Annotated in this window: 10 protein-coding genes and 1 pseudogene; 5 read left to right on the plus strand and 6 right to left on the minus strand. The window is 30.7% G+C overall.

What is annotated here, in order from left to right:
• Positions 1-283: 283 nt before the first annotated feature.
• Positions 284-1,378, minus strand: a complete 1,095-nt coding sequence (locus H1R17_RS10755; protein ID WP_240453320.1) for a two-component regulator propeller domain-containing protein — start codon at positions 1,376-1,378, stop codon at positions 284-286.
• 265 nt (positions 1,379-1,643) lie between these two features.
• Positions 1,644-2,780: pseudogene (locus H1R17_RS10760) on the minus strand (P1 family peptidase).
• A 524-nt stretch (positions 2,781-3,304) separates the two neighbouring features.
• On the opposite strand from H1R17_RS10760, the gene H1R17_RS10765 reads away from it, so the two are divergent.
• A complete protein-coding gene (locus tag H1R17_RS10765; RefSeq protein WP_163431097.1) occupies positions 3,305-4,123 on the plus strand; it encodes a class I SAM-dependent methyltransferase in 819 nt (272 codons plus the stop codon).
• A 296-nt stretch (positions 4,124-4,419) separates the two neighbouring features.
• Here the strand turns inward: H1R17_RS10765 and H1R17_RS10770 are convergent, their stop codons facing one another.
• The 4 genes from H1R17_RS10770 to H1R17_RS10785 form a co-directional block, all read right to left on the minus strand.
• Complete coding sequence (locus tag H1R17_RS10770) at positions 4,420-4,764, minus strand: type II toxin-antitoxin system RelE/ParE family toxin (RefSeq protein ID WP_163431098.1); 345 nt, start codon at positions 4,762-4,764, stop codon at positions 4,420-4,422.
• The gene (locus H1R17_RS10775) at positions 4,755-4,997 is read right to left on the minus strand and encodes a hypothetical protein (RefSeq protein WP_163431099.1); all 243 of its coding nucleotides are present in this window, start codon (positions 4,995-4,997) and stop codon (positions 4,755-4,757) included. Before H1R17_RS10775 ends, H1R17_RS10770 begins: the two co-directional genes overlap by 10 nt.
• Before the next feature lie 806 nt (positions 4,998-5,803).
• Complete coding sequence (locus H1R17_RS10780; protein WP_163431100.1) at positions 5,804-7,012, minus strand: serine hydrolase; 1,209 nt, start codon at positions 7,010-7,012, stop codon at positions 5,804-5,806.
• A 207-nt stretch (positions 7,013-7,219) separates the two neighbouring features.
• Complete coding sequence (locus H1R17_RS10785; RefSeq protein ID WP_163431101.1) at positions 7,220-7,870, minus strand: bifunctional 2-polyprenyl-6-hydroxyphenol methylase/3-demethylubiquinol 3-O-methyltransferase UbiG; 651 nt, start codon at positions 7,868-7,870, stop codon at positions 7,220-7,222.
• A 621-nt stretch (positions 7,871-8,491) separates the two neighbouring features.
• On the opposite strand from H1R17_RS10785, the gene H1R17_RS10790 reads away from it, so the two are divergent.
• The 4 genes from H1R17_RS10790 to atpB all read left to right on the plus strand — a co-directional run bounded on the left by H1R17_RS10790 (position 8,492) and on the right by atpB (position 12,513).
• On the plus strand, positions 8,492-9,064 hold the full coding sequence (locus H1R17_RS10790; protein WP_163431102.1) for a Crp/Fnr family transcriptional regulator: 573 nt from the start codon (positions 8,492-8,494) through the stop codon (positions 9,062-9,064).
• Positions 9,065-9,160: 96 nt separating this feature from the next.
• A complete protein-coding gene (locus tag H1R17_RS10795; protein ID WP_240453321.1) occupies positions 9,161-10,375 on the plus strand; it encodes a calcium:proton antiporter in 1,215 nt (404 codons plus the stop codon).
• Between the two features lie 12 nt (positions 10,376-10,387).
• Positions 10,388-11,368, plus strand: coding sequence for a deoxyhypusine synthase family protein (locus tag H1R17_RS10800; protein ID WP_163431103.1), 981 nt, complete (start codon positions 10,388-10,390; stop codon positions 11,366-11,368).
• 92 nt (positions 11,369-11,460) lie between these two features.
• Positions 11,461-12,513: a F0F1 ATP synthase subunit A gene (atpB, locus tag H1R17_RS10805; RefSeq protein ID WP_163431104.1), complete on the plus strand. Its 1,053-nt coding sequence runs from the start codon at positions 11,461-11,463 to the stop codon at positions 12,511-12,513.
• Positions 12,514-12,636: the final 123 nt, after the last annotated feature.

A 12,636-nucleotide genomic window follows, 5' to 3' on the forward strand; every position in this document is an offset into this window, starting at 1 on the left:
AAAATTATCTTAGTTAAAAATGGTAAGAAATGAAGTATAGTATAAGGTTTTTTAATATAAGTAGGGGTAAATAGTCATTCCACTTCGTCACATCGTTACTCGTCACTAATTCACCTTTGGGGGCTAGGGAGCTTGTCACTCGTTACTAGGTTACTAAACATCAGTTCATCAGTTTAACGATTAAACAGTTCAACCCATCAACATAGAACTCAGAACCTACAACTTACAACACAATTTAAAGAATAGTGTGCTGCAAAAGTTACTTTGTAGTACATTCATTTCTTTAAAATTGCCTTTCAAATGCTTTTCCATTGAACTTAAATATATTTCCATCTGCCAATCCAAAAAGCAAATTGTTATCTTTATAAATAGTCCAAATCATTGGATGGGGTTGTTTGTTGCTAATTAAATAGTTTGTGAGCGTTTTACCGTCGTATTTCCAAGCGCCTGCGTATATATCGCCAAACCAAATGTTGCCTTGTGCATCTTCTTCAATAGCAAAAGGATGTTCCAATGTACCTGACTCCGATTTCGTTCCATTTCGTTTACTTGTTGGATGAATTAAATGATGCTTTTTAGAAAAATTAATTGTTGAATTACCTTCCATAAGCAAAACGCCAATGCCATTATTTCCTATCCAAATGCGTCCTTTTGAATCTGCTAAAACGTTTCTTATATGCAAACGCTCGTTGTGTTTTAGGTTTAATTTTTCTTTATCAAAAATAGTTACCTCTTTACCATCGTAGTTAAATAGCGCTGCGTAAGTGGCAATCCACATTGTACCGTGTTTATCTGTACTGATATCCGTAACACCGTACGTATTGTCTGCAATACCAGTATTCTTAATGTGGGGTTTCGGAAAAATTAAATAGTTCATGTTGGTGCCGTCAAAACGATTTATTCCGTCTTCTTCCCAAGCATAAAACCATAAATCTCCATTGGTTGTATTCCAATCAAATATTGGGTTGTTATTTTTTGATAGATAATTAGTAAACGTGCCGTTGTTGTATACACTTATTCCATTTGCAGTGCCAAACCAAATGTTACCCTTCTTGTCTTCTTGAACGGAACGGATTTGATTGTTGGCTAACCCCTCGGTTACGGTAAAGTATTCAAATACTGTTCCATTATAAAAACTTACACCTTCATTGTGACTGCCAATCCAATAATTGCCTTTACTGTCTTGTAAAATAGCACGTACACCAGAAGTAAACTTTAAAGTGTCGGTTTTTACCGTTGCAACCCTTTCAGGTATGTTGGTTTCTTTTTCGGGTGCTTTTTTTTCAACACACGAAAAGTTTAATGCTACTATAAGTATTAGGTATATCAATTTAATTTTTTTGTTCATTTCAGGTTCTTCTAATATGATACGCAACATTGTTATTTAGCAATAACTAAAATACAAAAGTTTTTAAATACCATATTATTGACTCTAACAGAGTTTTTATCATACAACACAATAATTTTCAATTGCGTTGGGCTTTAGCCCGATGTTACAAAGCAACTGAATAAGGCTTTACCCAAATAGTATTAAAGTCTTATTCTACTACTTTTTTTAACAACAGGTTAAAACCTGTTGCAATTGAATTGTATAAAAACGTACGAATTGTAAATCTATGCTGGTAGGATTCTGCGGTTTAGATTTATCGTTCTTTATTTTTAAGTGCATTGTGTTTTTTCATAACTTTCAAAACCTCTGATATAGGTAAAGCTTCACTTTTATTATTTTTAAACCCTACTGTTGTATTTGCAGCAAAAAGTGAGTTGATAATCGCCTCCTCTGTAGCTTCAATTACTGCTAAAAAAAGCGGAGATATGGTATTATTATCTAATTCTTTCGTTTCAATAAACATAGATTCATTATCTCCCTTTATAAAATTATCTTTATAAGTAGAAACTGCTATAACATAATCACCACTTCAGTTAGAAGCAATTCCACCCGTTTTAGCTAATCCCATAATTGCACGCTTGGCTAACCTTTCTAAGTTTCGTGAGGATAGAGGTGCGTCCGTCATAACCACAATCATGCAAGAACCATCAACATCATATTTAAATAATGTAGGAAAATTATCCATTTCTTTTGCAATTGGAACACCATTAATTTCTAAAACACCACCAAAATTAGTTTGAACTAAAACACCAACAGTATAGCCACCCAATTTATTTGGAATCATTCTAGAAGATGTTCCAATACCACCTTTATACTGAAAAGCCGTGGTACCAGTTCCGGCACCAACATTTCCTTCTTCAATTATACCACTTTTTGCATTTTCAATAGCTTTTAAAACATGGTTTTCAGTAATTGGTCTAGATCTAATGTCATTTAAAAAAGAATCATTTGTTTCTCCAATTATAGCATTAACTGATTGCACATTTTCATTTCCTTTTTGGTTTATAGTATAAGTAATTAATGCATTAAAGGCTGTAGGAACAGCTAATGTATTTGTTAAGATTATTGGCGTTTCAATATTTCCTAATTCTTTTACCTGAGAATAGCCTGCTAATTTTCCATAACCATTTGCTATATAAATGGCTGCTGGTACTTTTTGCTGGTAAATATTTCCTGTATGTGGAATAATAGCGGTAACACCTGTCCTCACTTCATTTCCTGAAATCAAAGTAGTATGTCCAACTTTTACCCCAGCTACATCAGTAATGGAATTATTTAAACCTGTTTTAAAAACACCTATTTCAATTCCATAATCTCTAGCTCGTTTTTTTTGAGAAAATACTTGGCAGATTGAAAGTGATAAAAGCAATAGTAAAATTCTATTTTTCATAATACATTAAGTTAATAAGGAAATTGTAAATTAAAAAAGAAAATTATTTTCCCCACTAATGTTAGAACTTATAAAGATATTAAATAGAACCTAGTTTAAGACTCAATACTTTTATTAATTTATATCCATTAATTTATTCTACTCAATTTTGATTGCATGTAGCCAATACTTTTTGACTTCTTCAAACCACTTCTGTTAGGTTTCAGATAAGCTAATTTAGATAAAAAGATTTTATGAAACAGAAGCTCAGCAAAGCCAACAATAAATAAAAATAGTGGCAGATAATTAGTGCTACTTTGTATTTAACCTGGCAATGCAAGATTCAAGTAAACCAAACTTCACAAAGTAAATGCATTACAGCCTGCTTTCTTTTTAATTATTTTTTCTATTTTTACAAAATCTTATACTAAGTAAACATAGCACAACCTCGTCTCATATAGGTCTTTACGATTACAACTCTGTAGTCGAAATATGTTATTCCTAAAATAATAAATTTTCAAAAGTGCTTTTGCACTAAACTTAGTATGAAAAAACATAATTTAATTAGTTCAAATATTGAACTTTTCTATAATAAAGCATCGGAAGAAGATCGACTTTCAAAAGGTATGGGTGTTTTTGAATTTCAACGAATAAAATACCTTATAAGTTTATATCTTAAAAATTCTTCTACTATTCTTGATATTGGTGGTGGTACAGGAAAATATTCAGAATGGTTATCTAAATTAAATCACAATGTTTACCTTGTTGAACCTGTAGACAAGCACCTTAAAATGGCAAGGGATAGATCTCAAAAATTGAAAAATAAATTCAAAGTTGTAAAAGGGGAGTCTAGAAATTTAGATTTTCCCAATAATTTTGCTGATTTAATTATTCTACATGGACCTTTGTATCATTTACAAAATAGAAATGATAGAATTCAAACAATAAACGAAGCAAAACGAGTTTTAAAGCAAAACGGTGTCATTTTAGGCTTTGGAATTAACGCTACCGCTTCAACTTTAGTAGGACTTTTAAATGGGTTAATCTATAAACCAACTTTCATTGAAATGTGTAAGTCCGAGTTAACATTGGGCATTCATAATCCACCCGAAGATTTTCCTTGGCTTTTAGCTGAAGCATTTTATCATAAACCTTCTGTTTTAAAAGATGAATTTTTAGAATGTAACCTTAAAGTCGATAAAATGTTTGCCGTTGAAGGATTTGTTTGGCTAGATAAAGATTATTATTCCAACATGTTAGATCCTAAACGAAGAGCTGTTTTAGACGATTTACTAATGATAACAGAAAACGACGAATCATTATTACCATTTAGTCCACACATGATGATTGTAGCAAAAAAATAAAGATAATTTTAAAGGATTGTAAACTTTTACAATCCTTTTTTTTTTCAAGATTGTGGTTAACGTTTTTAAGCTTTACAACTATGTCACTCATTTTATCAGTTTAACTATAGAAATCAAGATTTTAAAACCGAAACAAACTATTTAGTAAAAAGCACCATCATTGGCATCAAATCGAATGTTAAATCGTTGCAACAAGCATAAACAAAACCTACACTGTTACATCGCACTTGATGCGATATCTCACAATTAGCTAAGAAACTTGATATAGTCTGTGATAGATAATAATTGTCGACTCATCAGTTAAACACATCAACAAAGAACATATTACTCTGTATCAATAATTTTTTCAGGATTTTGTCTTGAATCAAATACATTTGCAATAACTTTCTTCTCGTGTCAAAATTTATATAGTAAATAATTTTATAATTTCCTGTTACCAAATATCTAAATTCTTGTGGTCTTTCGGCTAAGAGTTCTTCAATTTGACCAATCTTTGGGTTTTTATCAAGATCAATCGTTTTATCAACAGTTTCATTAATTATTTTTCTTGCAGTCTTTAAACTTACTTTGTATTTATAATAGTAGAAAATGTCTTGTAATTTATCTTCAGCAAATTTTGACCACAGAATTTCTAACCCCATTTTTGAATTTGAGCTTTTAAATCTTTAGATGATATTGTTCTATTATTTTTTTCATCTTCCAATGCCTGGTCAATTTCTTTATTAAATTGTTCTACTGACATTGGTTCAAGATTTTCTTCAAAAAAGTCAGATTTATTTTTATGTAAAAAATTTTCTAAAGCACTGATAATTTTTTCATTATCAATTCTCAAGAATTCTTGAGCGAGTGATATTTTGCGTGCTTCTAAATTCATGTTTTATATAATTTATCTCAAATTTAATTAAAATTTTGGTTAGACGCAATAGTTGCAAATAGTTTCGTACAACACATATAACCTTATAACATTTCCCTTTATAACTTCATCATAAGCTCAACAAATCAACAATTCAACAGTTCATCAGTTAAACATATCAACATAAAACCTATAACTCACAACCTACAACAAACAGCCATTTCACTTCGATATTCGTGACTGGGTGGCTGAGCTGCGTTGAAGCCCAGTTCAACACTAAATCCAACTATTTACAAGTAATATAATTGCGCCATTGGCATGAGATCGAATGTTAAATCGTTGCAACAAGCATAAACGAATCGGGTAGCTTTGCTACGATTCGATTCGGTAGGTTGTAAAACGCAATTTAACCGATTTCAGGCCGCGGCAAGACCAAAAAAAGGACTTTTGTAACTTTTTGTCCCTAAAAAGTTAAGAAAAATGAAGTTTAGCACCTAGTTTTTAATGTAACTATGTGTAAATAGTTATTCAGCTTCGTTACAGCGTTACTTGTTACTAGGTCACTCAATTCATCAGTTAAACGATTCACCAGTTCAACACATTAACATATAACCTTATACCTATTTCCCTTTCTAACTTCATCATCAGTTAAACGATTCATCAGTTAAACACATCAACATAAAACCTATAGCCTATAACTCACAACCTACATATTAAAAGCGTTAGCAAATAAATGTTTCTTTATTTTCTATAGAGTTTCTTTAAAGTATTTTGCCACTAAAGCAAAGTGAACTGCACTAAGGAAATGCAATGTTATCTGCGGGTTGTTATTTTGCAATTGCATTTTCGTAATCTGATGTAACTTTCCATATTTCCTCTATTTCGGGCCATACATTATCTGTAAAATCAGTATCTGTGTTAACTAAAACTATTTTGCCCATTTTAGTTATAGGGTTAAAGTACATTGCAGTGAAAACTCCGGGATCAGAACCATTATGACCAATCATTTCATTTTTAATATTTAGAAAACCATCTCTAAATTCAAGGAAAAGTCCATAATACGCTGCCTTTCCATCCTCTACAAATTTGTGTTTTTCAAAAAGCTTTTCATAACTTTCTTTAGTTAACAATTTTCCTTTTCCTTCGTATCCTTTTATTAATTCAGATAAAAATATTCCTAAATCATTACTAGATGTGATAAACCCTCCATCTGCATAAGTAATAAGGGCATATTCTGCTATCATTTTTTCTTTATATGCAAATAATCTTGTGCGTTTTGTTGGGTCAATATCTGCTGATGTCCATCCAGAGTTATTCATCTTCAATGGTTTTAGGATGTAGTCTTTGGTGAAATCTCGATAATCTTGCCCAGTTGCAGATTCTATAACCAATGCACAAAGTGCTGCTGCTATATTAGAATATTCACGTTTTTCTCCAGGCTTCGAATTTAAAAACGAATTCTGTTGATACCATTTTCCGTTTTCGGTTAAACTATTTTGAATGAATTCACGTAGTTCAATCTTTGATTCTGGTTTACTAAAATAATCATATACGCCTTCATTTTTATCATGTTTGTCTTTGGTTAAAATATAAGATTTTGCATAAATTTCATCAAGGTCCGTAATGGATGATGTATGATAAGCCAAATGTTTAATTAAGATAGGAATTTCAGGATAATTTGGATTGATAATCTTAAATGGTAAATAATTATTAATAGGATCGTTAAGATTTAGTTTTCCTAATTCTTGAGCTTTTAGCAAAGAAACTCCTATGAGTGTTTTAGATATTGAAGCTATATTTTGAATTGTATTAGAAGTATAGGCTTTATTTTGGTTAATATCTGTAAATCCAAATCCTTTGTCATAAATTACACCTTTATCATTTACTATAGAAACAGAAAAACCTTTAATGGCATCTTTTTGGTATGCTAATTCTAAGTTTTTGGTTAGTAAATTATTTTGAGGTTCAATTTGCTTGACTGTTTTACAAGAAATTAGTAAAGTGGCAGAGATAAGAACTATAAATATATTTTTCATTTTGTTACAATCGTTTGATGTAAGTTTACAGGTAACGTAAAATTTGTAAGCGAAATCGAAGATTCGGCGTAGCCAATTCACAGAATTTTTGAAGCCAATTCGAAGTTTCACAGTAGGCAATTGCAGTCATAATTTAAACACTTTGTTCAAATTAGGACCAAACAGATGTGCACCCGAATGTAACGACCTGCACAAAATAAATTAATGTTAGCGGTTTGTTGTTTTTCGGCCTACAAATCTTATAACAGAACCTGTTCCATTGTGAAAAAGTCCTTCGCTTAATTGAATTTCTTTTTCTTCCAGTTCTATTGTTTCATAGTTCGAAAAATTAGCTTTAATTTCTTCTATTGAAAATAGGCTTTCAATGTCTTTTGGTCCGCCAACTTTTTCATTTGCGGTTACATAGTCAATATGTTTTTTGCTGAACGCTTCAAAAATTATAATACCATTTACTTTTAAGTATTTATCGAGTATTTTATGGTATTGTGATTTAATGTTTGCAGGAAAATGTGCATAAATCAAAGCAATAGCATCAAATTGTTCTGCTTTAAAATTTAATGTTTCTAATTCACCAACTTGGTAGTCAATCAGTACATTGTTTTTTTCTGCAAGTTTAAAAGCTTTTTTCTGCCCTTCATTACTTATGTCAAATGCGGTAACGGTCCAGCCAATTTTGGCTGCAAAAACGGTATTTCGTCCTTCGCCCTCCGCAGGAAACAAAATTGTTCCAACAGGCAATTTACACAAGTTCTCTTTTAAATAAATGTTTGGTTCTTCACCGTAAGCAAACTCATCGTTGCTATATCTATCATTCCATCTAGAAGTCCAAATGTCGTTTGTTTTTTTTGTGTCACTCATATTAGTTTATTTCTAATTTGTCGATCGCTACTTTACAACGACCGTTAACAGGAAAAAGTACAATCAAAACCTTTAGTTTTGCCAAAGATAACTGCAACTTACTTGGACTGAAAGTTCTATTTTGATCTTACATAGCCAATACTTTTTGACTTCCTTAGTTTTTAGATGAGCTAATTTAGTGAAAAAATTATATGAACCTGAAGCTCATTAAAACAAATAAAAAAGAATAACTCGTAGTGCATTTGTATCATAACAAATAAAAGTTGTGCAAACAGCTAAAAAAATAATGAATTGTAGTTATTGTAGAAACAATTAGATGTACAACTTTACAACAAATTAAAGATTGTACCATTTTAGGTGATAAAGGCTATTGTCTACAGTTTATCAATTAAACTTGTTTATATCACAAAAGTATGCTTGAAGTTCTTATGAGGAAAGATCAATAGAAAAAACAGACATACACACTACGGTTTTCAGAATGAAATAAATAGTTTTTTTAACATATGATAAATCAAATTGATAATGTTTGATGTAATTTAGTTAATCTTATTTTTATTCAAATTCATCCTTGTTTTATCTTGTGTATTTTTTGATTATAAATGAATTAAAAACTGATGTAAAATGGAAATTGATTATATTCTTGATCAGATTTATACTTTGCCTAGATCTTCAGCTAATATGTTGAAAAAATATGTTTCAATAAGGAATTATCCTAAAGGGCATCTTCTTATAAAAGCAGGTTCTGTGGAAAGGAAACTTTATTTTATTAAAAGTGGAATTGTTCGGGCTTTTTCCGAATCTGAAATGGGAGAAACTACTTTTTGGTTTGGAGAAGAAGGTGAAACTGCTATTTCAATGAATGGTTATGTTCAGAATAAAAAAGGATATGAAAATATTCAACTTTTGGAAGATTGTGTGTTTTATGAACTTGATATTAAGGATTTAAATTATTTGTATGAAAATGATATTCATATAGCTAATTGGGGAAGAAAATTTGCTGAAAAGGAGATACTCAAAATGGAGTATAGAATTATATCAAGAGAATTATTAGAAGCTGGTGATAGATATAAGGATCTTTTGAATAATTATCCAAATCTTGTTCGTAGAGTGCCTTTAAAGTACATTGCTTCTTATCTCGGTATAACACAGGTTAGTCTAAGTCGAATTCGCAAAACTATAATTTTAAAAAATTAATTTTTTTTGAAAATCAAATTATAGTTTTATCGTTAACACATCTAAAATCAATTATTTAACATAGGATAAATACATTGTTATATATTGTTAATAATTTTGAACCGTTATTTAAAAGAAGGTTCTATGTTAAGTAAGTCTCATAATATCCGCTATGCATTATCTCAAGTTTTAACAATTAGAACAGGGGTTCGTTTGAGTACTGTTTGGATAATCGTAATCTCATTTATGATATTCGGAAATTCATTTTTCAATAATGCAATGTCTCCTGTAACTGCTGGTATAAGTTTTATTATTTTACTTTCCACTGTAATAGGTGCTTCTTTCGGAGTTTTAAAAGAAGCCGATGAACTTTCTCATAAATTGGGAGAGCCATATGGTACTTTAATTCTTACCTTTTCTGTTCTATTTATTGAAGTTATTCTCATTTCTGCTGTTATGCTTGGTCCTAGTGAGAATCCAACCATTGGAAAAGATTCTATTTTCTCAGTTATGATGATTATCATGAACTTAATAATCGGTCTTTGTATTTTATTAGGAGGGCTTAAGTTTGGAGAACAAGAATACAATTCTCAAGGAACAATTTCATATCTCGCAATGATTATTGTACTAGGAGGAATAGGGCTGATATTACCAAACTTTATTGAAGGAGCAGGTGGCGGAAGATTTAGTAACGCTCAGGCAATAACCATCACACTTATAATTGTGGTGTTATATGGACTGTTTTTATTAATGCAACTTAAAGGATATAAACACTTATATGTACAGCCTAAACCAGGTGATATGGAAATTCCTTTTAAAGAAAGATTTTCTAACTCTAATTCACATATAAATGCTAAATCCACTAAGGTCAATAACAAATCTGAACTTTGGATTCGCTTTTTCATCTTGGTATTAATGCTTTTACCTATTATACTTTTGTCGCACAATATGGCTATTGTTATTGATTATGGTTTAGAAGCTGCCAAATTACCGCCATTTTTAGGTGGTGTGGTAATCGCTATTATTGTATTTACACCAGAATCAATGACAGCAGTTAAAGCAGCCTTGAATAATGAATTTCAAAGAGCTGTCAATTTATGTCAAGGTGCCTTTATGTCCACTGTTGGGCTTACAGTTCCTTGTATCTTAACTGTTGGGCTAATCACTGGAAAAACGGTATTGTTTGGTTTAACCTCTACAGAAACAATATTATTTGTTATTACGTTGCTTCTAAGTGTAATGACATTTTTAGGAAAGCGTACAACTCCATCGGTAGGATTAATGCATTTAGCAATTTTTGCCGTATTTATAATGTTAATTTTTAATCCTTAAATATTCTAAAAAATGGAAAGTAAAAAAGGTGCTGTTTCACAATTCTTAGAAAGTAATTTTTTACATTTTAATGCGGCAAGTGTAGTTGATGCAGCAAAAGGTTATGAAACTCATTTAAATGCAGGTGGCAAAATGCTTATTTCTCTTGCAGGAGCAATGAGTACAGCTGAACTGGGTATTACATTAGCGGAAATGATTCGCGGAGGAAAAGTTGATATCATAAGTTGTACAGGAGCTAATTTGGAAGAAGATATCATGAATTTGGTAGCCCATTCTCATTACAAAAGAATACCTAATTATCGAGATTTAAATCCACAAGATGAATTGGAGCTACTTCATAATAAATACAACCGTGTAACAGACACATGTATTCCTGAAGAAGAAGCTTTCCGTAAAATCCAGCACCATATCGAAAAAATTTGGAAAGATGCGGAGGCTAAAGAAGAGCGTTACTTTCCGCACCAATACATGTATCAATTGTTATTAAGTGGTGTTTTAAAAGATGATTACGAAATAGATCCCAAAAATTCCTGGATGCTTGCAGCCGCTGAACGAAATTTACCAATTGTTGTTCCTGGTTGGGAAGATTCAACAATGGGAAATATTTTTGCATCTTATGTTATTAAAGAAGAACTTAAAGCATCAACAGTAAAAAGCGGTATTGAGTATATGGTTTGGTTGGCCAATTTTTATGAAGAAAATGCTATAGGCCACGGCATTGGATTTTTCCAGATTGGTGGTGGAATTGCGGGAGACTTCTCAATGTGCGTAGCACCAATGCTAGAGCAGGACTTAGAAAAGGACAATATTCTTAAGTGGCGTTATTTCTGCCAAATTACCGATTCAACTACGTCATACGGTTCTTATTCTGGTTGTATTCCAAATGAAAAAATCACTTGGGGAAAACTAGATGTAGACACTCCAAGCTACTTTATAGAATCAGACGCAACAATTGTTGCTCCATTAATATTTGCTTGGATACTGAATAAATAATTTCTTTTAATTATTCGCAAGTTATAAGGCTAACCAAAAGTTAGCCTTTATCATATCTAATGAAACTTAAACATACTAACCTAATATATAAAATGAAATACTTTCAATACTTAATAGTTGTATTTCTTCTTTTTTTCTCATTTAATATTTTTGGACACAATGAAAAAAGTACGAGTAAAAAGATAAAAATAAATGAAACAATAGAACATCATCTTTTAGACGATTATTATTTTACTTTATTTAAAGATGAAAAAGAAGAGCGAATTTATGGATTTCCTTTGCCTGTAATTATTTTGGATGATGGATTAAAAATATTTTCTTCTTCAGAGTTTATAAATGGAGATAAAATAGCAAGTTATGGAGATCATTATTATGTATTAGACCATAATAAAATTTATAAATCAGATAAGTCCGGAAATAAATTACTTTTTGGCGAGAAATTCATTAAGCCATTAGACTTTTCTATTACAAAAAGTGTTGTAGGTTTAATTTTTATTGCAATGTTAATGTTTGTTTTATTTGTTAGATTAGCTAATAGCTACAAAAAGGATTATAATAGGGTTCCTAATGGAATCGGTCGCTTGTTAGAGCCATTGATATTATATGTAAGAGATGAAATAGCAAAACCGAATATAGGAGAAAAATATAAGCAGTATATGCCCTTTTTATTATCTGTTTTTTTTCTGATTTGGATATTGAATATTATTGGACTAACTCCTTTTGGCTTTAATATTACAGGTAATATTTCTGTTACTTTTTGTTTGGCTCTTTTTACATTAATTCTTGTAAATATCAAAGGAACAAAATCTTATTGGAAACACATATTTTGGATGCCTGGTGTTCCTTATTCCGTACGACTAATATTGATGCCAATTGAAGTTTTAGGAATTTTCACAAAAGGTATTTCTTTGATGATTAGGTTGTATGCGAATAATATGGCAGGTCATACTGTTATTATGGGACTTATAGCTATCATATTTCTATTAAACGAAGAGCTTACGATAGGAGGAAGTATAGGCGTTTCGCTAATATTAACACTATTTATTTATATTATAAAAATATTAGCTGCATTTCTGCAAGCATATATTTTTACGATATTATCAGCTTTGTTTATCGGTCAGTCTGTAGAGGAACATAATCATTGAGAATTTAAAAGCTTTTGGTTAATTGACTGGTTAATAGTGTTGTATGTTATATTAATCGATGTGAAAATTGATTTTGAAAATATAAATTTATTATAGAAAAGAATTCTAATAATCGGTAGTGAA

This window comes from Flavobacterium sp. xlx-214 (assembly GCF_013874595.1).
Lineage (GTDB): Bacteria > Bacteroidota > Bacteroidia > Flavobacteriales > Flavobacteriaceae > Flavobacterium.

Bases quoted from the DNA above. Each gene is read 5' to 3' on its own strand.
- H1R17_RS10755 (WP_240453320.1), bottom strand. From the start codon at position 1,378: ATGTTGCGTATCATATTAGAAGAACCTGAAATGAACAAAAAAATTAAA.
- H1R17_RS10765 (WP_163431097.1), top strand. From the start codon at position 3,305: ATGAAAAAACATAATTTAATTAGTTCAAATATTGAACTTTTCTATAAT.
- H1R17_RS10770 (WP_163431098.1), bottom strand. From the start codon at position 4,764: ATGGGGTTAGAAATTCTGTGGTCAAAATTTGCTGAAGATAAATTACAA.
- H1R17_RS10775 (WP_163431099.1), bottom strand. From the start codon at position 4,997: ATGAATTTAGAAGCACGCAAAATATCACTCGCTCAAGAATTCTTGAGA.
- H1R17_RS10780 (WP_163431100.1), bottom strand. From the start codon at position 7,012: ATGAAAAATATATTTATAGTTCTTATCTCTGCCACTTTACTAATTTCT.
- H1R17_RS10785 (WP_163431101.1), bottom strand. From the start codon at position 7,870: ATGAGTGACACAAAAAAAACAAACGACATTTGGACTTCTAGATGGAAT.
- H1R17_RS10790 (WP_163431102.1), top strand. From the start codon at position 8,492: ATGGAAATTGATTATATTCTTGATCAGATTTATACTTTGCCTAGATCT.
- H1R17_RS10800 (WP_163431103.1), top strand. From the start codon at position 10,388: ATGGAAAGTAAAAAAGGTGCTGTTTCACAATTCTTAGAAAGTAATTTT.
- atpB (WP_163431104.1), top strand. From the start codon at position 11,461: ATGAAATACTTTCAATACTTAATAGTTGTATTTCTTCTTTTTTTCTCA.